This is a genomic window from Pseudomonas sp. dw_612, assembly GCF_018449725.1.
GTDB lineage: Bacteria > Pseudomonadota > Gammaproteobacteria > Pseudomonadales > Pseudomonadaceae > Aquipseudomonas.
Genome location: NZ_JAAVVC010000012.1, coordinates 127,601 through 147,445, shown reverse-complemented (window position 1 = coordinate 147,445; position 19,845 = coordinate 127,601). Strand labels below are relative to the sequence as shown.

The 19,845-nt window shown below is 60.7% G+C and carries 17 protein-coding genes; 10 read left to right on the top strand and 7 right to left on the bottom strand.

The genetic code is table 11. The annotated features are described in order from the left end of the window. Window positions 1-66: 66 nt before the first annotated feature. From HB680_RS19280 to HB680_RS19255, 6 genes are all read right to left on the bottom strand, one after another. Complete coding sequence (locus tag HB680_RS19280; RefSeq protein ID WP_213940137.1) at window positions 67-438, bottom strand: DUF971 domain-containing protein; 372 nt, start codon at window positions 436-438, stop codon at window positions 67-69. 80 nt (window positions 439-518) lie between these two features. After that, the gene (gene hslU, locus HB680_RS19275; RefSeq protein ID WP_213940136.1) at window positions 519-1,859 is read right to left on the bottom strand and encodes an ATP-dependent protease ATPase subunit HslU; all 1,341 of its coding nucleotides are present in this window, start codon (window positions 1,857-1,859) and stop codon (window positions 519-521) included. 54 nt (window positions 1,860-1,913) lie between these two features. After that, on the bottom strand, window positions 1,914-2,444 hold the full coding sequence (gene hslV, locus HB680_RS19270) for an ATP-dependent protease subunit HslV (RefSeq protein WP_007899242.1): 531 nt from the start codon (window positions 2,442-2,444) through the stop codon (window positions 1,914-1,916). Between the two features lie 255 nt (window positions 2,445-2,699). Continuing rightward, window positions 2,700-3,407, bottom strand: coding sequence for an SPOR domain-containing protein (locus tag HB680_RS19265; RefSeq protein ID WP_213940135.1), 708 nt, complete (start codon window positions 3,405-3,407; stop codon window positions 2,700-2,702). A 1-nt stretch (window position 3,408) separates the two neighbouring features. After that, on the bottom strand, window positions 3,409-5,151 hold the full coding sequence (argS, locus tag HB680_RS19260; protein ID WP_213940134.1) for an arginine--tRNA ligase: 1,743 nt from the start codon (window positions 5,149-5,151) through the stop codon (window positions 3,409-3,411). Between the two features lie 223 nt (window positions 5,152-5,374). Then, a complete protein-coding gene (locus HB680_RS19255; protein ID WP_213940133.1) occupies window positions 5,375-7,594 on the bottom strand; it encodes a primosomal protein N' in 2,220 nt (739 codons plus the stop codon). Window positions 7,595-7,884: 290 nt separating this feature from the next. Between HB680_RS19255 and rpmE the strand changes: the two genes are divergently transcribed. The 3 genes from rpmE (at window position 7,885) to HB680_RS19240 (ending at window position 10,381) form a co-directional block, all read left to right on the top strand. After that, window positions 7,885-8,115: a 50S ribosomal protein L31 gene (gene rpmE, locus HB680_RS19250; RefSeq protein WP_017336116.1), complete on the top strand. Its 231-nt coding sequence runs from the start codon at window positions 7,885-7,887 to the stop codon at window positions 8,113-8,115. A gap of 14 nt (window positions 8,116-8,129) precedes the next feature. Next, on the top strand, window positions 8,130-8,933 hold the full coding sequence (locus HB680_RS19245; protein ID WP_213940132.1) for a thermonuclease family protein: 804 nt from the start codon (window positions 8,130-8,132) through the stop codon (window positions 8,931-8,933). 179 nt (window positions 8,934-9,112) lie between these two features. Continuing rightward, window positions 9,113-10,381, top strand: a complete 1,269-nt coding sequence (locus HB680_RS19240; RefSeq protein ID WP_010464435.1) for a malic enzyme-like NAD(P)-binding protein — start codon at window positions 9,113-9,115, stop codon at window positions 10,379-10,381. Window positions 10,382-10,525: 144 nt separating this feature from the next. Here HB680_RS19240 and HB680_RS19235 read toward each other — a convergent pair whose 3' ends face one another. After that, window positions 10,526-12,970 carry a penicillin-binding protein 1A gene (locus tag HB680_RS19235; RefSeq protein ID WP_213940131.1) on the bottom strand — a complete coding sequence of 815 codons (2,445 nt, stop codon included), beginning with the start codon at window positions 12,968-12,970 and terminating at the stop codon, window positions 10,526-10,528. A 215-nt stretch (window positions 12,971-13,185) separates the two neighbouring features. Between HB680_RS19235 and HB680_RS19230 the strand changes: the two genes are divergently transcribed. The 7 genes from HB680_RS19230 to aroB all read left to right on the top strand — a co-directional run bounded on the left by HB680_RS19230 (window position 13,186) and on the right by aroB (window position 19,836). Continuing rightward, window positions 13,186-14,250 (top strand): type IV pilus assembly protein PilM, encoded by a 1,065-nt coding sequence (locus HB680_RS19230; protein WP_213940130.1) that lies wholly within the window; start codon window positions 13,186-13,188, stop codon window positions 14,248-14,250. Next, a complete protein-coding gene (locus tag HB680_RS19225; protein WP_213940129.1) occupies window positions 14,250-14,816 on the top strand; it encodes a PilN domain-containing protein in 567 nt (188 codons plus the stop codon). Before HB680_RS19230 ends, HB680_RS19225 begins: the two co-directional genes overlap by 1 nt. After that, window positions 14,813-15,436, top strand: a complete 624-nt coding sequence (gene pilO, locus HB680_RS19220) for a type 4a pilus biogenesis protein PilO (protein WP_213940128.1) — start codon at window positions 14,813-14,815, stop codon at window positions 15,434-15,436. Before HB680_RS19225 ends, pilO begins: the two co-directional genes overlap by 4 nt. Further along, window positions 15,433-15,960: a pilus assembly protein PilP gene (locus HB680_RS19215; RefSeq protein ID WP_213940127.1), complete on the top strand. Its 528-nt coding sequence runs from the start codon at window positions 15,433-15,435 to the stop codon at window positions 15,958-15,960. The genes pilO and HB680_RS19215 overlap by 4 nt, the downstream gene beginning before the upstream one ends. Window positions 15,961-15,973: 13 nt before the next feature. Further along, entirely contained in the window at window positions 15,974-18,061 is a 2,088-nt protein-coding gene (gene pilQ, locus HB680_RS19210; protein ID WP_213940126.1) for a type IV pilus secretin PilQ, read from the top strand. A gap of 4 nt (window positions 18,062-18,065) precedes the next feature. Then, window positions 18,066-18,584 (top strand): shikimate kinase AroK, encoded by a 519-nt coding sequence (gene aroK, locus HB680_RS19205; protein ID WP_201192108.1) that lies wholly within the window; start codon window positions 18,066-18,068, stop codon window positions 18,582-18,584. Between the two features lie 151 nt (window positions 18,585-18,735). Continuing rightward, window positions 18,736-19,836 (top strand): 3-dehydroquinate synthase, encoded by a 1,101-nt coding sequence (gene aroB, locus HB680_RS19200; protein ID WP_213940125.1) that lies wholly within the window; start codon window positions 18,736-18,738, stop codon window positions 19,834-19,836. Window positions 19,837-19,845: the final 9 nt, after the last annotated feature.

The window sequence follows — 19,845 nt, the reverse complement described above, 5'->3', positions numbered from 1 at the left end:
GCCTTACAGCGGAGCATTCAAACAGATGAAATTAGAAAATGCCCTCTAAAGAGCAAGAGGCCTGACCTAGAGCATCAGCTTGACGACGGACTGGCTCGGATCACGGGTTTTGCCGGCGGCTTTGAGCTCGGCAAGATAATCGTTCCAAAGGTCCTCTTGGCGCACCGCCAACTGATAGAGATATTCCCAGGTGAACAGGCCGCTGTCGTGGCCATCGTCGAAGGTCAATTTCAGTGCGTACTGACCGGCCGGTTCTACCTTGCTCAGGCCAACGGCGATCTTGCCAAATTGCAGGATAGGTTTGCCGTGGCCCTGGACCTCGGCGGAAGGAGAGTGCACGCGCAGGAACTCGGCGGGCAGGTGATATTCCTCGCCGGACGCGTATTTCAGCGACAGGGTTTTCGAGGCTTTGTGCAGCTTGATGTCGGTGGGAATCATAGAAAGGGCCTTGGGTGGCAAGCTACAAGCTGCAAGCTTAACGCGATCAGCTTGACGCTTGTAGCTTGCAACTTGAGGCTTTACAGAATGTAACGGGACAGGTCTTCGTTCTGCGCCAATTCGCCGAGGTGGCTGTTGACGTAGTCGGCGTCGATCAGGATCACCTTGTCGTCGTGGGCGCTGGCCAGGTCGCCGGCGCTGAACGACACCTCTTCCAGCAGACGCTCAAGCAGTGTGTGCAGGCGACGGGCACCGATGTTCTCGGTTTTCTCGTTGACCTGCCAGGCGATCTCGGCGATGCGCTTGATCCCGTCCGGCTGGAACTCGATCACCAGGCCTTCGGTTTTCAGCAGCGCGCAATATTGCTCGGTGAGCGAGGCGTGTGGTTCGCTGAGAATGCGCTCGAAGTCTTCCGGGGTCAGCGCCTTCAGTTCGACGCGGATCGGCAGACGACCTTGCAGCTCAGGCACCAGATCGCTCGGCTTGCTCAGGTGGAACGCACCGGAGGCGATGAACAGGATGTGATCAGTCTTGACCATGCCCAGTTTGGTGTTGACGGTGCAGCCTTCGATCAGCGGCAGCAAGTCACGCTGCACGCCTTCGCGGGACACATCGACGCCACCGGAATTGCCGCGCTTGGCGACCTTGTCGATTTCGTCGATGAACACGATGCCATGCTGCTCGACCGCTTCCAGGGCCTTGGCTTTCAACTCTTCTTCGTTGACCAGGCGCCCGGCTTCTTCGTCACGCACCAGTTTCAGCGCTTCCTTGACCTTGAGCTTGCGGCTCTTGCGTTTGCCCTTGCCCATGTTGGCGAACAGGCTCTGCAACTGGTTGGTCATCTCTTCCATGCCCGGTGGCGCGGAGATATCGACACCCGCCACTTCGGCGACTTCGATTTCGATCTCCTTGTCATCCAGCTGACCTTCACGCAAGCGCTTGCGGAACAGCTGACGGGTGTTGGAATCGCTGGCCGATCCGGCGTCTTCGTTACTGAAACCCATGCGTGCCGGTGGCAGCAGGGCGTCGAGGATGCGATCTTCGGCGGCGTCTTCGGCGCGGTGGCGAACCTTGGTCATTTCCTGTTCGCGCAGCAGCTTGATCGCGGCGTCAGCGAGGTCACGGATGATCGATTCGACGTCACGGCCGACATAGCCGACTTCGGTGAACTTGGTCGCTTCGACCTTGATGAACGGCGCGTTGGCCAGTTTGGCCAGGCGACGGGCGATCTCGGTTTTACCGACGCCGGTCGGGCCGATCATCAGGATGTTCTTGGGGGTGACTTCAACACGCAGCTCTTCCGGCAGCTGCATCCGGCGCCAGCGGTTACGCAGCGCGATGGCGACGGCGCGCTTGGCATCGTCCTGGCCGATGATATGGCGATTGAGTTCGTGGACGATTTCACGGGGAGTCATGGACATAGTAATTGGCGGTCCTCTGGCAAAAGTGAGCCGTGGCGCTAGGCCGAAACAGGCTTACTCGGCGAGGTCCTGCTCCTCAATGGTGAAGGTGTGGTTGGTGAATACACAGATGTCGCCGGCGATGCCGAGCGCGGTTTCGACGATTTCCCGAGCCGACAGATCGGTTTTCTTCAGCAGGGCACTCGCGGCGGCCTGGGCGTAACCGCCGCCGGAACCCATGGCGATCAGGCCTTCTTCGGGTTCAACCACGTCACCGTTGCCGGTGATGATCAAGGAGGCGTCTTTGTTGGCGACCGCGAGCATGGCTTCGAGGCGGCTGAGGGAGCGGTCGGTGCGCCATTCTTTGGCGAGTTCGACGGCGGCGCGAACCAGGTGACCCTGATGTTTTTCGAGCTGACCTTCAAAACGCTCGAACAGGGTGAAGGCGTCAGCGGTAGCCCCTGCAAAACCGGCGATGACCTGGCCGTGATACAGGCGACGAACTTTCTTCGCGTTGCCTTTCATCACGGTATTGCCGAGCGAAACCTGGCCGTCGCCGCCCATGACGACTTTGCCGTGGCGGCGAACTGAAACGATGGTGGTCAAGGGAGAGTCTCCACGCAGCGGGGCGAAAATGCCTTATGCCAACTCATATGGGGGTGGTGGAGATTTTTTCAACTGTAGGAAGGGAGAGGGGACGAGCGGTGTTTGGCAGGGAAGGGTGTGTTGTTTGTTCTGGCGCCTTCGCGGGCAAGCCTCGCTCCTACAGGTTTATGTCGTTCGCACATTCGGCGAACGGTGCATTTCCTGTAGGAGCAAGGCTTGCCCGCGAAGGACGATAACTCGGTATTTCTGACGAAATCAGCGGCTCTGGCGTTGTTGTAACAACAGGTTGCTGAAACCGCTGCCAGCCAGTTGTTTCTGGGCGGTGGTCAGTTGTTCGCGGTTGCTGAACGGCCCGACCAATACGCGATACCAGGTTTCGTCCTTGACCATGCCGGACTCAACCGCCACCGCTTGCCCGAGCAAAATGATCTGCGCACGAACCTTATCCGCATCGGCTTCCTTGCGGAACGACCCCGCCTGCAAGAAGAACTTGGTCACGGGCGCCGCTTTCGATACCGGTGGCGGCGGTGGCGGAGTAATCCCCGCCAGCGCTGCCTGGGCCCGCGCGGTGTCGATCTTCGCCGCTTGCTCTGGCGTCACCGGCGTAGTCGGCACGGCCGGCACTTGTGGCGTCGGCAGGGTTTTCTCCGGCACCGCGTCCGGCGGCACGATCACTTCCGATTCCGGCAGCAAGGTGTAGAAGTCGTACTTCGGCTTCACCGGTTGCGTCGGGCTTGGCGGGGTCTTGTTGGCCTCGGCGATCTTGGTGGCTTTCTGCTGTTCGATCTTCTCGCGCTTGACGCTTTCGCTGCCCTTGCCCGGTTCCAGTTTCATCAGGAACACGATAAACGCGCCGACCGTCAGGCCGATGGCCATCCACAGCCAGCCCGGGATCGGTTGTTTGGCAGGAGCGGTGTAACGACTGGCGCCACGCTTGGGTGCAGGTTTTTTCTTGGCAGCCAACTTACATACGCTCCAGAGTTTCCAGACCCAAGAGTTCCAGGCCTTGCTTGAGTGTGCGACCGGTCAGCGCGGCGAGGCGCAGACGGCTTTGCATTTGCGCCGGGGTGTCGGCGCCGAGGATCGGGCAGTTCTCGTAGAAGCTGGAGAACAGGCCGGCGACATCGTACAGGTAGGTGCAAAGGATGTGCGGCGTCCCTTTGTCGGAAACGTTGTTCAGCACTTCGCCGAACTGCGCCAGCTTGGCCGCCAGTTCATGTTCGTGCGCCGCTTCGAGGACGATCTGGCCTTCGACTTCGCTGAAGTCCTTGCCGAGCTTGCGGAACACGCCGGCCACGCGGGTGTAGGCGTACAGCAGGTATGGCGCGGTGTTGCCTTCGAAGTTCAGCATCAGGTCGAAGTTGAAGCTGTAATCGCTGGTGCGGTGTTTGGACAGATCGGCGTATTTCACCGCGCCGATGCCCACGACCTTGGCGATGTTGCGCAAATCGTCTTCGGCCAGCTCCGGGTTCTTCTCTTTCACCAGGGTGTAGGCGCGGTCCTTGGCTTCGTTCAGCAGGTCGACCAATTTCACGGTGCCGCCATCACGGGTCTTGAAGGGGCGGCCATCGGCGCCGTTCATGGTGCCGAAGCCCATGTGTTCCATTTCCATCGGGTGCGTCACGAAGCCGGCCAGACGTGCAACCTGGAACACTTGCTGGAAGTGCAGGGCCTGGCGCTGGTCGACGAAGTACAACGCGCGATCAGCCTTCAGCGTGCCGCTGCGATAACGCACGGCCGCCAGGTCGGTGGTGGCGTAGAGGTAGCCGCCGTCAGCCTTGACGATGATCACCGGCAGCGGGTCGCCGTCAGCGTTCTTGAATTCGTCGAGGAACACGCACTGGGCGCCGTTGCTTTCCACCAGCAGGCCGGCAGCCTTGAGGTCGTTGACCACGTTGATCAGGTCGTCGTTGTAGGCACTTTCGCCCATCACGTCGGCCATGGTCAGTTTGACGTTCAGTTGTTCGTAGATCGCCTGGCAGTGGGACAGCGAGATATCGCGGAAGCTCTTCCAAACGTCCAGACAGTTGGGATCTCCGGCCTGAAGGTCTACAACCAACTGACGCGCATGATTTGCAAAGTCTGGATCTTCGTCGAACCGCTTCTTGGCCGCACGATAGAACTCTTCCAAGTCTGACAAGTTACCGCTTCTGTCAAATTTCTTCTGCTCCATCAGGTACGCCATCAGCATGCCGAACTGGGTGCCCCAGTCGCCGACGTGGTTCTGCCGGATCACGGTGTCGCCGAGGAACTCCAGCACCCGGGCCACGCCGTCGCCGATGATGGTCGAACGCAAGTGGCCGACGTGCATCTCTTTGGCCAGGTTCGGCGCCGACAGGTCAACCACGGTGCGTTGCGCCGGGCCGGACTTGCGTACGCCGACGTGATCATCGGCCAGGGCGGCGTCCAGGCGCGCGGCCAGGGCCTGGGTGTTCTGGAAGAAATTCAGGAACCCCGGGCCGGCGATTTCGGTCTTGGTGACGTTTTCGTCAGCCGGCAGGGCGGCGATGATTTTTTCCGCCAGGTCGCGGGGCTTCATGCCCGCCGGTTTGGCCAGCATCATCGCGATATTGCTGGCGAAGTCGCCGTTCTTCTTGTCGCGGGAGTTTTCCACCTGGATCGCCGGCGACAGGCCTTCAGGCAACACACCTTCGTTGACGAGTTGGGTGATGGCTTGTTGGATCAGCTGGCGAATGGTGTCTTTCATGGTGTTCTCTTTCGACCGCAAGCGCGGCGGCGCCTGGGTGCGCTAGTGGAAAAACTGGGTATTATCCGTGGCATGGACGTGCTTGCCAACTATAGCGGGCAGGTTATGGATATGTGGTGACAATTAGGGCCTCTTCGCGTGTAGGAGCAAGGCTTGCCCGCGATGGCGATCTCTAGGGCGCTATCGCGGGCAAGCCTTGCTCCTACAGGTGGCGATATTTCGATCAATACAAATCCACAGGATCAACATCAAGCGACCAGCGCACCGCCCGCCCACTCGGCATCTGCTCCAGCGCCAGCAACCAACTGCTCAACAATCGATGCAATGGCGCCCGCGCCGTCGCCTGCAACAACAACTGCGCGCGATAACGCCCGGCGCGACGTTCCATCGGTGCCGGCACCGGCCCGAGCAATTCGATACCGCTCAGATTCTGCTCGGCCAGCAATCGTTCCGCCTCGCTGCACGCCTCATCGAGAAAGCCTTCGGCCTGCCCCGGTTTGTGCGCCTCGGCGCGCAACAGCGCCAGATGCGCAAACGGCGGCAGGCCAGCGGCGCGGCGTTCGCTCAAGGCTTGTTCGGCAAAGGCGAAGTAACCCTGTTCGGTCAGTTGCACCAGCAGCGGATGGTCCGCCAAGTGAGTCTGGATGATCACTCGACCCGGCTCTTCAGCCCGGCCCGCGCGGCCGGCGACCTGAACAATTAACTGTGCCATGCGCTCGCTGGCGCGGAAGTCGCCGGAAAACAGACCGCCGTCGGCATCGAGGATCGACACCAGCGTCACTCGCGGAAAGTGGTGCCCTTTGGCAAGCATCTGCGTGCCGACCAGGATGCACGGCTGGCCTTTCTGGATGGTCGCGAACAGCTGATTCATCGCGTCCTTGCGTGAGGTGCTGTCGCGATCGACCCGCAGCACCGGCACATCCGGGAACAGAATCGCCAAACGTTCCTCGGCGCGCTCGGTGCCGGCGCCCACGGGCCGTAAATCGACCTTTCCGCATTTCGGGCAGTGCCGGGGGACGCGTTCGACGTAGCCGCAATGGTGGCAGCGCAGTTCGCCGGAGCGCTGATGCACGGTCATCCGCGCATCGCAGCGCTGGCACTCGGACATCCAGCCGCAATCGTGACATAGCAGAGTCGGCGCAAAGCCACGGCGGTTGAGAAAGACCAAAACTTGCTGGCCGGCGGCCAGGGTCTGGCCGATGGCTTGCTGCATCGGCCCGGAAATTCCGCTGTCCAGCGGACGACTTTTCACGTCCAGGCGTAGGAAGCGCGGTTGTTTGGCGCCACCCGCGCGCTCATTCAGGCGTAGGAGGCCGTAACGACCGGTGTAGGCGTTGTGCAGGCTTTCCAGCGAAGGCGTGGCGGAGCCGAGGACGATCGGGATGTTTTCCTGCCGCGCGCGGACCAGGGCCAGGTCGCGGGCGTGGTAACGCAAGCCTTCCTGCTGTTTATAGGAACCGTCGTGCTCTTCGTCGATGATGATCAGGCCGGGGTTCTTCATCGGCGTGAACAAAGCCGAGCGGGTGCCGATAATAATGTCGGCGTCGCCGTCCCGGGCGGCGAGCCAGGCTTCGAGGCGCTCACGATCGTTGACCGCCGAGTGGATCAGCGCGATGCGTGCATTGAAGCGCTGCTCGAAACGCGCCAGGGTCTGCGGGCCGAGGTTGATCTCCGGGATCAGTACCAGCGCTTGCTTACCGGCCTCCAGGGTTTCGCGGATCAACTGCAAGTAGACTTCGGTCTTGCCGCTGCCGGTGACGCCCGCGAGCAGGAACGCGTGATAACTGTCGAACCCGGCGCGGATCGCTTCGTAAGCAGCGCGTTGTTCCGGGTTGAGCGGCAACTCTGGTTGGGCCAGCCAATGTTCGTGGCGGGCGTCGGGGGCGTGCTTGCGGATTTCCACTTGCACCAGGTCTTTGGCCAGCAGCAGATCGAGACTGTCCTTGCTCAGCATCAGTTTGCTCAGCAACTGATGGGCGACGCCGTGGGGATGCTGCGCCAGAGTCGCCAGGGCTTCACGTTGGCGTGGGGCGCGGGCGATGCGCGGATCATCGAGGCTGGCGCCGGGCGCAGCCGACCAGAAGCGCTCCTGGCGGGCTTCGGCCAGTTCGCCCTGGCGCAACAACACTGGCAGCGCCCAGCTCAGGGTGTCGCCGAGGCTGTGCTGGTAATACTGGGACGTCCACAGGCACAGCTTGAACAGCGCGGGCGGCAGCGGTGGCGTGGCATCGAGCAGGGCAATGGCTGGTTTGAGCTTTTCCACCGGCACTTCGCTGGTGTCGGCGACCTCCACCAGAATCCCGATCATCTCCCGCCGGCCGAACGGCACCCGCAGGCGCATGCCCGGCTGCAACTGGGCGCGCAAGACCCCGGCCGGGGCACGGTAATCGAACAGGCGGCGCAGCGGCGAAGGCAGGGCGAGGCGCAAAATGGCGTCGGGCACGCGGGGGATTCTCTCTGGGCGGGCAATAAATGAAAGGCTGCGCGCATACCTGTGGGAGCGGGCTTGCTCGCGAAGAGGACGTGTCAGTCAGCATTTATGTCGCCTGACACAACGCTTTCGCGAGCAAGCCCGCTCCCACCGTGAGTGTGCTTTGGGTCGGGAGCCTAGCAGACGGTCGGTAGAAGCGACAGCTTGCGTGATTGTCATTGTCTGGTAGAATCCGCGGCCTAATTACGTGCGGTATTCAACAATAGTGTTGAGTGGCGGCACGCTAGCCTGAGGAATACACCATGAAAGCCGATATCCATCCAACATACGAAATCACCGCAGTTACCTGCAGCTGTGGCAACAAGTTCGAAACTCGTTCGAACCTGGCCAAGCCTCTGGCGATCGACGTATGCAATGAGTGCCACCCGTTCTACACCGGTAAGCAGAAGACTCTGGATACTGGCGGCCGTGTACAGCGCTTCGCAGACCGTTTCGGTGCTTTTGGCAAGAAACCTGCTGCTGCAGCAGAGTAAGGTTCCAAAGCCTTATGGGCTTTTCCTTGCTAACGAAAAAGGCGTCCCTTGCGGGCGCCTTTTTTGTGTCCGCGATTTGGCTTTCCGGCGCCCAGGCCTTTTGTTCGGCGCCGGGCGGTTTGACGTCCGTCACCGTGCAGCGGGTAGTGGACGGTGACACCCTGCGCCTGAGCGATGGCCGCAGTGTGCGCATGATCGGCTTGAACACCCCGGAGCTGGGTCGGCAGGGCCGTACCGACGAGCCGTTCGCTGTCGCGGCGCGCAAACGCCTCGAGGCAATGGTGGCTGCCAGCCATGGCCGGGTGGGTTTGCTGCCGGGGAAAGAGGACAAGGATCGCTATGGCCGCACCTTGGCGCATGTCTATGGCGCCAATGGCGCCAACCTCGAAGCGCAAATGCTCGCCGAAGGTCTTGGTTTTCAGGTAGCCATCGCGCCGAATATCGATTTGGTGACTTGCCAGCAGTCAGCGGAACGCGTAGCCCGGCAGGCGCGTCTCGGGCTGTGGCGACAGTCACCTGTGCTGAAAGCGGATCAGATTCGCGCGTCCGGTTTTGCTGTGCTCAGCGGTCGTGTGAGCAAGGTGCAACGCAATCGTGGCGGGGTTTGGATCGAGTTGCAGGATTCGGTTGTATTGCGCGTTGCACCCAGTTTGCTCGGGCAATTCGATGTTGCTTCGCTTGAGGGGCTGAAGGGCAAGCAGGTCGAGGCTCGGGGCTGGGTGCTGGACCGTTCGCGCCGTGGTGGACTCAACGACGGTCAGGCGCGCTGGCTGCTGCCGTTAAGCGATCCATCGATGCTTCAAGCGAAGCAGCCTTAAAAAATTGTAGACATTTTTTGAGTGGATTGTGAACAGTCAAAGCCTTGTGTTCCGTGGCTCTTGGCCCAAAGTCGTAGGGCAGGGCGCTTGACAGGGGTGACCGGTCAGTCTTGTAGGGACTTTACGACACGCGTATCCTCGGCGGTCCGTCTGTCCAACAGTAAAAGCGGAATGCCCACATGTCTGATTTGAAAACTGCCGCTCTCGAATATCACGCCCATCCTCGTCCAGGGAAGCTGAGTGTCGAGCTCACCAAGGCCACCGCTACCGCCCGCGATCTGTCGCTGGCCTACAGCCCCGGCGTAGCCGAACCAGTACGCGAAATCGCCCGCGATCCTGAACTGGCCTACAAATACACCGGTAAAGGCAACCTGGTTGCAGTCATTTCCGATGGCACCGCAATTCTCGGCCTGGGTAACCTCGGCCCATTGGCTTCCAAGCCAGTGATGGAAGGTAAGGGTGTACTGTTCAAGCGCTTCGCCGGTATCGACGTTTTCGACATCGAAGTCGACTCCGAAAGCCCGCAAGCCTTCATCGACACCGTCAAGCGTATCTCCATCACCTTCGGTGGCATCAACCTGGAAGACATCAAGGCACCTGAGTGCTTTGAGATCGAACGTGCTCTGATCGAGCAGTGCGACATTCCGGTATTCCACGATGACCAGCACGGCACCGCGATCGTTACCGCCGCCGGCATGATCAACGCCCTGGAAATTGCTGGCAAAACCTTGGCTGACGCCAAGATCGTCTGCCTGGGCGCCGGTGCGGCCGCCATCTCCTGCATGAAATTGCTGGTGAGCATGGGCGCCAACATCGAAAACATCTTCATGGTTGACCGTACCGGTGTGATCCACTCCGGCCGTGACGACCTGAACCAGTACAAGGCTGTCTTCGCTCACGCGACCGACAAGCGCACCCTGGCTGACGCCCTGACCGGTGCTGACGTATTCGTTGGCCTGTCCGGCCCGAACCTGCTGAGCGCTGAAGGCCTGAAGTCCATGGCGGCCAACCCGATCGTGTTCGCGTGCTCGAACCCGGATCCGGAAATCGCCCCGGAACTGGCGCACGCCACCCGTGACGACGTGATCATGGCCACCGGCCGTTCGGACTACCCGAACCAGGTCAACAACGTGCTGGGCTTCCCGTTCATCTTCCGCGGTGCCCTGGACGTTCGCGCCAAGCGCATCAACGAAGAAATGAAAGTGGCTGCTGCCAACGCCCTGCGTGAACTGGCCAAGCTGCCGGTTCCTCAGGAAGTGTGCGACGCCTACGGCGGCATCAAACTGGAATTCGGTCGTGAGTACATCATCCCGAAACCAATGGACGCCCGCCTGATCACCGTGATCTCCGATGCCGTGGCCAAGGCTGCCATCGAGACTGGTGTGGCAACCCTGCCGTATCCGAAGAACTACCCGCTGAAAAGCGTGGATGACGTGTTCAACGGATAACAGCAGCGCCCATAAAAAAACCCAGCCAAGTGCTGGGTTTTTTTATGGGCTTCAAGTGGCAAGCTACAAGCTGCAAGTCAGGAGCGTGGCGCACGGCTCTTGCTTTTACTTGAGGCTTGCAGCTTAAAGCTTGCCGCTGCTTCTCTAGAACAAATCGATCGGCGCCGCTTCATCCGCTGGCAGCGGGCTGCCCGGCGCTGTGCCGTTGCCCAGCTCGTTCACCGACGGTGGCGTGTCTTCGGCCTTGAACAGCTCGAAGTAGGCCCCAGGCGTACTTGGCGTGGCCGCACGGCCGCTCACCGGGTCAACCCGCAGACTCAGGATGCCTTCCGGCTCGGCTTGCGTATGCGGCGGTTTGCCTTTAAGCGCGGCGCCCATGTAGTTCATCCAGATCGGCAGCGCGACGGTGCCACCGAATTCCTTGCGACCCAGGCTTTCTGGCTGGTCGAAACCGGTCCAGACCGTGGTCACGTAATCGGCGTTATAGCCGGAGAACCACGCATCCTTGGATTCGTTGGTGGTACCGGTCTTGCCCGCAATGTCGGGACGGCCCAGGGCCAGCGCGCGGCGGCCGGTGCCGAGCTTGATCACGTCCTCAAGCATGCTGTTGAGGATGAACGTGGTGCGGCCATCGACAATCCGCTCAGCCAGCGCCGGGGTTTGCGGCAGCGTGCCGGGAGCGGCGGGTGCCTCGCCCGGGGTCGCGTTGACCGTAAACGGCTGCGCGACCGGTGCGGCCAGGCCTGCGGTCGCCGCATCGCCCTGAGGTACGCTCGGCGGGTTGGCGACGAACAGCGTGTCGCCATTGCGGCTTTCGATCTTGTCGATGATGTACGGCGTGATCTTGTAGCCGCCGTTGGCGAAGGTGCTCCAGCCGGTGGCGATTTCCATCGGCGTCAGCGTCGCGGTGCCCAGCGCCAGGGACAGGTTGCGCGGCAGATCCTGCTTGTTGAAGCCGAACTTGCTGATGTAGTCGATAGTGCGATCGACGCCCAGCGCCTGCACCAGTCGGATCGACACCAGGTTGCGCGACTTGTACAGGCCTTCACGCAGGCGGATCGGGCCGAGGAAGGTGTTGGTGTCGTTCTTCGGGCGCCAGACCTTGTCCAGGTATTCATCGACAAACACGATCGGCGCGTCGTTCACCAGGGTCGCGGCGGTGTAGCCGTTATCCAGGGCGGCGCTGTAGACGAATGGCTTGAAGCTCGAACCCGGCTGGCGCTTCGCCTGCAAGGCACGGTTGTAATTGCTCTGCTCGAACGCGAAGCCGCCGACCAGCGAACGGATCGCGCCGTTCTGCGGATCCAGGGATACCAATGCGCCTTGGGCCTGTGGAATCTGGCTGAACTTCAGCGAGTTGTCCGGCTGGCGTTGCACGCGAATCAGGTCACCGACCTGGGCCACGTCCGCCGGCTGCTTCGGATTGGCGCCCATGCTGTTGGTGTTCAGGAATGGCCGCGCCCATTTCATGCTGTCCCAGCCGACGTGTTCGTCGCCGGTGCGGGTCATCACTTGCAGGCCGTTCTTGTCGACCTGAGTGACGATGGCCGGTTCCAGGCTGCTGATGGTGCGCTGCTTGGTCAGCTCGGTGGCCCAGGCTTCACGGGTCTTGCCCGGCAGACGCGACTCAGGGCCGCGATAGCCGTGACGCTGGTCGTAGGTCATCAAACCTTCGTGAACCGCGGTGTTGGCCATTTCCTGCAGATTACTCGGCACGGTAGTGGTGACGCGGAAACCTTCGGTGTAGGCGTCGCTGCCATAACGGCCGACCATTTCGGCGCGGGCCATTTCGGCGATGTACGGCGCGTTCACTTCCGGGGTCGGCACGTGATAGCTGGCGTTCAGCGGTTCGTTGATCGCGGTGGTGTAGTCGGCTTCGGTGATTTTCCCGAGCTTGTACATGCGCCCCAGAATCCAGTCGCGACGCTCCTTGCTGCGGGCCGGGTTGGCCAGCGGGTTGAAGCGTGACGGCGCTTTCGGCAGGCCGGCGATCATCGCCATTTGCGCCAGACTCACATCACGAATCGATTTGCCGTAGTAGACCTGCGCCGCCGCCTCGATGCCGTAGGCGCGGTTACCCAGGTAGATCTTGTTGACGTACAGCTCAAGGATCTCGTCCTTGGTCAGCTGTCGTTCGATCTGCAGGGCCAGGAGAATTTCGGTGGTTTTGCGCGAGAAGCTGCGTTCGCTGGTCAGGAAGAAGTTCTTCGCCACCTGCATGGTGATGGTGCTGCCGCCGGACTGGATGTGACCGCTTTTGACCAATTGGGTCGCGGCGCGCATCAGGCTGCTGGGGTCGACGCCATAGTGGTTGGCGAAGTTATCGTCTTCAGCACTTAGTAACGCATTGATGAAATTGGGGGGAATGTCGGCGAAACGGATCGGAGTGCGGCGCATCTCGCCAAATTCGGCAATCAACTTGTTATCGCTGCTGTAGACCCGGAGGGGAATCTGCAACTGAATGCTTCTCAGCGCCTCCACGGACGGCAAACCCGGACTAAGGTAAAGATAGGCGCCACTGAGACCTAAAAGCAGTCCGCAGAAAACGGCGACGATGGACCAACCGAAAAATTTCAGCAGACGAATCAAGGCGTTTGAACATCCAGGGCAAAGAATGAATTTGGCGTCAGGGTCTCGACTACACAGAGAACGACCCGCGCTGGCAGTAAAAGCGGAAAAAAACGCTGGGCATTATAAGCATTTTTCCGTGGTGGGCGTCATTTGCGCTTCTGTCAAGACGCAGGGATTGAACGCAATGCACATTACAGAGTCCGTAACTCACGGATAGTCATAGGGAATTGGTAGTGCTAGGACTCTTCAATAAAAAGACCAGAACGCTTCTGGGGATCGACATCAGCTCCACGTCGGTGAAGCTTCTGGAGCTGAGCCGCCAGGGCGACCGCTACCGGGTCGAGGCCTACGCGGTCGAACCGCTGCCGGCCAGTGCAGTGATCGAGAAAAACATCGCCGAGCTCGAAGGTGTGGGCCAGGCACTCGCGCGCGTGCTGCTCAAGGCCCGGACCGGTATCCGCAATGTCGCCGTCGCGGTGGCCGGTTCGGCGGTGATCACCAAGACCATCGAGATGGACGCCGGGCTGTCCGACGACGAGATGGAAAACCAGCTCAAGATCGAGGCCGATCAATACATTCCTTACCCATTGGACGAAGTCGCCATCGACTTTGAAGTCCAGGGCGTATCGGTGCGCAACCCCGAACGGGTCAATGTGCTACTAGCCGCCTGTCGAAAAGAAAATGTCGAGGTCCGTGAGGCCGCCCTGGCCCTGGCCGGACTGACCGCCAAAGTGGTGGACGTCGAGGCCTACGCCCTGGAGCGCTCCTTTGGCCTGCTGGCGCCCCAGCTCGCCGCCAATCAAGAGCGCTCCACCGTCGCCGTGGTCGACATCGGCGCGACCATGACCACCCTGAGCGTGCTGCACAACGGCCGGATCATCTACACCCGCGAACAATTGTTCGGCGGTCGCCAACTCACCGAAGAAATCCAGCGTCGCTACGGCCTGACCATCGAGCAGGCCGGGTTGGCGAAGAAGCAGGGCGGTTTGCCGGACGACTACGTCAGCGAGGTGCTGCAGCCGTTTCGCGATGCCCTGGTGCAGCAGGTCTCTCGTTCATTGCAGTTTTTCTTTGCGTCCGGCCAGTACAACGCGGTCGATCATATCTTGTTGGCCGGCGGCACCGCCTCGGTTCCGGGGCTTGATCGGCTGATCGAGCAGCGGCTGGGTACGCCGACCCAGGTTGCCAATCCCTTCGCCGACATGGCGCTGAGCAGCAAGGTCAACGCCGGCGCCCTCGCCAGTGATGCCCCGGCCCTGATGATTGCTTGTGGTCTGGCCCTCAGGAGTTTCGACTGATGGCGCGGATCAACCTTTTACCGTGGCGTGAAGAACTGCGCGAAGAGCGTCGCAAACGCTTTCTATTGGTGTTGGTGGGTGTGCTGGTCGGGTCGGTGGGTTTGGTCGTCATTGGCGATCAACTCATCAGCGGCGCCATCAGCCAGCAAGTGGCCCGCAACGATTACCTGGGCAAACAGATTGCCGTGGTCGATGAGCGCATCAAGCAAATCAGCGACCTCAAGGCCCGCCGTCAGCAGTTGGTGGAGCGCATGCGCATCATCCAGGACCTGCAAGGCAACCGTCAGATCAGCGGTCGAATCTTTGACCAATTGGCACGTACCCTGCCGGACGGGGTGTATTTCACTGAAGTGAAAATGACCGGCAAGACCCTGGCGATCACCGGTGCGGCAGAGTCGAACAACAAGGTATCGGAGCTGATGCGCAATCTCGACGCCTCGGACTGGTTCGACGCGCCGAGCCTGACTGAGGTCAAGGCGACGACCGCCGGTCAGTTGGACCAGGCCAACGTTTTTCAGCTAACCGTTCGTCAGACTCAACCAGCCACGATGGAGGTCGCTAAATGAGGCCATCCGAATGGTTCGAAGGGCTGCGCAAGATCGACATCAACGATCTGGACACCAACAACATCGGGTCCTGGCCCCCGGCAATCAAAGCGGCGGCGGGCATCCTGCTGATGGCTCTGGTGCTGGGGCTCGGTTACAACTTTTTCATCAGCGACATGCAGAACGAACTCGATCTCAAGCGCGCAGAGGAGTCGACGCTCAAGGATCAGTTCGCCAGCAAGGCCAGCATGGCGGCGAACCTGGAGCTCTACACCCAGCAGATGAAGGCGATGGAAAACTCTTTCGGCGTACTGTTGCGGCAATTGCCCAGCGACACTGAAGTGCCCGGCCTGCTGGAGGACATTACCCGCACGGGTCTGGGCAGCGGTCTGGAATTCGAAGAGATCAAATTGCTGCCGGAAGTTACTCAGCAGTTCTACATCGAGTTGCCGATCCAGATCACCGTCACCGGCGCTTACCACGACCTGGCGACCTTCGTCAGTGGCGTGGCCGGGCTGCCGCGCATCGTCACCCTGCATGACTTCGACCTTGCACCGGCTAACCCTGACGGCGGGACGAAGCTGCGCATGAGCATCCTCGCCAAGACCTATCGCTACAACGATAAGGGGCTGCAAAAATGACCCCGTTTCGTTACTTATCGATGGTTGTCGTCATGGCAGGTCTGGCCGGTTGCGGCGGCGACAATGGCTTCGGTGATCTGGACGCTTACCTCAACGAAGTGCGCCTGCGTCCACCGGGCAAGATTGAACCAACACCCACATTCCGGTCTTACCCCACATTCACTTACAGCGCCGCTAACCTGCGCAGCCCGTTTTCCCGGCAGGTCCGAGTTGACCTGGCCGGCCAGAAGCACGGTTCGCGCAACGTCAAACCTGACCCCAATCGGGTCAAGCAGTACCTCGAAGGTTTCAACATCGAGCAGTTTGAAATGGTCGGCACCATCTCCAATGCCTCCGGTTCCTTTGCGCTGCTGCGCGGGGCGGGTGGGGTGCATCGATTGAAAGTCGGCGATTACCTGGGGCGTAACGATGGGCGGATCGTCGCCATCAGCGGCTCGCAAGTCGATGTGGTCGAAATCGTTTCCGATGGCGAAGGCGCCTGGCTGGAACGGCCGCGGACCATCCCTTTGAAAGAGCACTCATAGTGGAACTCGAATAATGAACAGGATTTTCTCAACCCTCGGTATTTCGCTATGGATAGCGCTGCTGTCGCCGATGGTACAAGCGGCCGCCCTCAACGCGCTGGATGTCGCCGCGCTGCCGGGTGACCGTGTCGAGTTGAAGTTGACCTTCGACGGACCGCCACCGCCGCCCCACGGCTACACCACCGAATCACCGGCGCGCATCGCGCTGGATCTCCCGGGTGTGGTCAGCAAACTGGCCAATAAAAATCGTGACCTGGGCGGTGGCAATGCTCGCAGCGCCACGGTGGTGGAGGCCAAGGACCGCACGCGACTGATCATCAACCTGACCCAACTGACGCCCTACAGCTCCAGGGTTGAAGGCAACAATCTGTTCGTGGTCGTCGGGCAAGGCGCGAAGAGCCCGGCAGCCAAACCCGTCGCCAGCGCACCGCGGGTAGCGGCTGCCAAACCGGCACCCGCCAAGCCCTACGCTCCCGTGGGCAAAGCCATTCGCGGTGTGGATTTCCAGCGCGGCACCCAGGGTGAAGGCAATGTGGTGATCGACTTGTCGGATCCGTCCATCGCGCCGGACATCCAGGAACGCGAGGGCAAGATCATCCTCGGTTTCGCCAGGACCCAATTGCCCGAGCCGTTGCGTGTGCGTTTGGACGTCAAGGATTTCGCCACCCCGGTGCAGTTCGTCAACGCCAGCGCTACCGGCGACCGCGCCGTGATCAGCATCGAGCCCAGTGGTGCCTTCGAATATTCGACCTATCAAACCGACAACAAGCTGACCGTCAGCATCCGTCCGGTCACCGCCGACGACTTGCAAAAGCGCAATGCCGAGCGTTTTGCCTATACGGGCGAAAAGCTCTCGCTGAATTTCCAGGACATCGACGTGCGCTCGGTGCTGCAACTGATCGCCGACTTCACCAACCTCAATCTGGTGGCCAGTGACACGGTGCAGGGCGGTATTACCTTGCGTCTGCAGAATGTGCCGTGGGATCAGGCGCTGGACCTGGTGCTGAAAACCAAAGGCCTGGACAAGCGCATGATCGGCAACGTCCTGCTGGTCGCGCCAGCGGATGAAATCGCGGCCCGTGAGCGTCAGGAACTGGAGTCGCAAAAACAGATTGCCGAACTGGCGCCGCTGCGTCGGGAGCTGTTGCAGGTCAACTACGCCAAGGCCGCCGACATCGCCAAGCTGTTCACGTCAGTGACCAGCGCCGAGGCGAAAGTCGATGAGCGGGGCTCGATCACGGTCGACGAGCGCACTAACAACATCATCGCCTACCAGACCCAGGATCGCCTCGACGAGCTTCGGCGCATCGTCGCGCAACTGGATATCCCGGTGCGCCAGGTGATGATTGAGGCGCGGATCGTCGAAGCCAACGTCGATTACGACAAGAGTCTCGGCGTGCGCTGGGGCGGCTCGATCCAGAACAAGGGCAACTGGAACACCTCGGGTGTCAGTAACGGCGCCAACGCGTCGTCCACCATCGGTACGCCCGGCAGCACCAGCACCAACTCGCCGTTCGTCGATATGGGCACGGCGGCCAATACCTCGGGGCTCGGCATCGCCTTCATTACTGACAACGTGCTGCTCGACCTTGAACTGACAGCCATGGAAAAGACCGGCAACGGCGAAATCGTCTCGCAGCCCAAAGTGGTCACGTCCGACAAGGAAACCGCGAAAATTCTCAAAGGCACCGAGATTCCGTATCAGGAAGCCAGTTCCAGCGGCGCGACATCGGTGTCGTTCAAGGAGGCCTCGCTGTCCCTGGAGGTGACGCCGCAAATCACCCCGGATAACCGCATCATCATGGAGGTCAAGGTCACCAAGGACGAACCGGACTACCTCAACAAGGTGCAGGACGTACCGCCCATCAAGAAAAACGAGGTCAACGCCAAAGTGCTGGTCAACGACGGCGAGACCATCGTCATCGGCGGGGTTTTCTCAAATACTCAGAGCAAGGTTGTAGATAAGGTGCCATTTCTCGGCGATGTGCCGTATCTTGGCCGCCTTTTCCGGCGTGACGTGGTTTCGGAGAAAAAATCCGAGCTGCTGGTATTTCTCACTCCGCGTATCATGAATAACCAGGCGATTGCTGTGAGTCGTTGATTCTGTGCGAAATTTGATTCTTGTTGGACCGATGGGTGCTGGCAAAAGCACCATCGGCCGTTTGCTGGCCAAAGAGCTGCGCCTGCCATTCAAAGATTCCGACAAGGAAATTGAATTGCGCACGGGCGCCAATATCCCGTGGATTTTCGATAAGGAAGGCGAGCCCGGCTTCCGTGATCGCGAGCAGGCGATGATCGAAGAGCTGTGCGCCTGCGACGGCGTAGTGCTGGCGACCGGTGGCGGTGCAGTGATGCGCGAAGCCAATCGTCGGGCCCTGCATGCCGGAGGGCGCGTGGTTTATCTGCACGCCTCCGTTGAGCAGCAAGTCGGCCGCACCGCTCGAGATCGCAATCGTCCGCTGTTGCGCACCGCCGATCCGGCCAAGACCCTGCGGGATCTGCTGGCGATCCGCGATCCGCTTTATCGGGAAATCGCCGATCTGGTGGTGGAAACCGATGAGCGGCCGCCGCGAATGGTTGTGCTAGACATCCTCGAACGCTTGCAGCAACTTCCGCCCCGTTAAAGCGCGGCGCGAAATGCGCTATCCTCGGCGTCCTGTCATGGCCGCTCAAGGTTGTGGCGGATGGCTATCAAACGGCGTCACACCAGCAGACGCCGCGCACCTTCGTTAATTCAAGGCAGGACGCCTGATTCCATCTTCACTGTGGGGACACATGCAGACACTCAAGGTCGATCTAGGCGAGCGCAGCTACCCGATTCATATTGGCGAAGGTTTGTTGGATCAGCCCGAGTTGCTGGCCCCGCATGTTCGCGGGCGGCAAGTGGCAATCATCTCCAACGAGACTGTTGCGCCGCTCTATCTCGAACGTCTGACCAAAAGCCTCGCTCAGTTCTCGGTTGTCTCCGTGGTGCTGCCCGACGGCGAAGCCTTCAAGACCTGGGAAACCCTGCAACTGATTTTCGACGGTCTGCTGACCGCCCGGCACGACCGCCGCACTACGGTGATCGCCCTCGGTGGCGGCGTGATTGGTGACATGGCCGGTTTTGCCGCCGCCTGCTACCAGCGCGGCGTCGATTTCATTCAGGTGCCGACCACGTTGCTGTCGCAGGTTGACTCTTCGGTGGGTGGCAAGACCGGAATCAACCATCCGCTGGGCAAGAACATGGTCGGCGCCTTCTATCAGCCCAATGTGGTGCTGATCGATACCGCGACGCTCAATACCTTACCGGCGCGCGAACTGTCTGCGGGCCTGGCTGAAGTCATCAAGTACGGGTTGATCTGCGATGAGCCGTTCCTGACATGGCTCGAAGAAAACGTCGATCGCCTGCGCGCTCTCGATCAGGTCGCCCTGACGTACGCTATCAAGCGCTCCTGCGAGGCCAAGGCTGAAGTGGTGGGCGCCGACGAAAAAGAAACCGGCGTGCGCGCCACGCTGAACCTGGGGCACACCTTCGGCCACGCCATCGAAACCCACATGGGCTATGGTGTGTGGCTACACGGTGAAGCGGTCGCTGCCGGGACCGTCATGGCGCTGGAAATGTCCGCGCGCCTGGGCTGGATCAGCGAGCAGGAGCGGGATCGCGGCATTCGCCTGTTCCAGCGTGCCGGCCTGCCGGTCGTCCCGCCGGAAGAGATGACCGAAGCCGATTTTCTCGAACACATGGCAATTGACAAGAAAGTGATCGACGGTCGTTTGCGCCTGGTGCTGCTGCGCCACATGGGCGAAGCGGTGGTGACCGACGATTATCCGAAAGAGGTTCTACAGGCCACGCTGGGAGCGGATTACCGCGCCCTGGCTCAGCTTAAAGGTTAATAAGATCCC

Bases quoted from the DNA above. Each gene is read 5' to 3' on its own strand.
- pilQ (WP_213940126.1), top strand. From the start codon at position 15,974: ATGAACAGGATTTTCTCAACCCTCGGTATTTCGCTATGGATAGCGCTG.
- pilO (WP_213940128.1), top strand. From the start codon at position 14,813: ATGAGGCCATCCGAATGGTTCGAAGGGCTGCGCAAGATCGACATCAAC.
- argS (WP_213940134.1), bottom strand. From the start codon at position 5,151: ATGAAAGACACCATTCGCCAGCTGATCCAACAAGCCATCACCCAACTC.
- HB680_RS19280 (WP_213940137.1), bottom strand. From the start codon at position 438: ATGATTCCCACCGACATCAAGCTGCACAAAGCCTCGAAAACCCTGTCG.
- HB680_RS19215 (WP_213940127.1), top strand. From the start codon at position 15,433: ATGACCCCGTTTCGTTACTTATCGATGGTTGTCGTCATGGCAGGTCTG.
- HB680_RS19240 (WP_010464435.1), top strand. From the start codon at position 9,113: ATGTCTGATTTGAAAACTGCCGCTCTCGAATATCACGCCCATCCTCGT.
- HB680_RS19225 (WP_213940129.1), top strand. From the start codon at position 14,250: ATGGCGCGGATCAACCTTTTACCGTGGCGTGAAGAACTGCGCGAAGAG.
- HB680_RS19245 (WP_213940132.1), top strand. From the start codon at position 8,130: ATGGGCTTTTCCTTGCTAACGAAAAAGGCGTCCCTTGCGGGCGCCTTT.
- aroB (WP_213940125.1), top strand. From the start codon at position 18,736: ATGCAGACACTCAAGGTCGATCTAGGCGAGCGCAGCTACCCGATTCAT.
- hslU (WP_213940136.1), bottom strand. From the start codon at position 1,859: ATGTCCATGACTCCCCGTGAAATCGTCCACGAACTCAATCGCCATATC.
- rpmE (WP_017336116.1), top strand. From the start codon at position 7,885: ATGAAAGCCGATATCCATCCAACATACGAAATCACCGCAGTTACCTGC.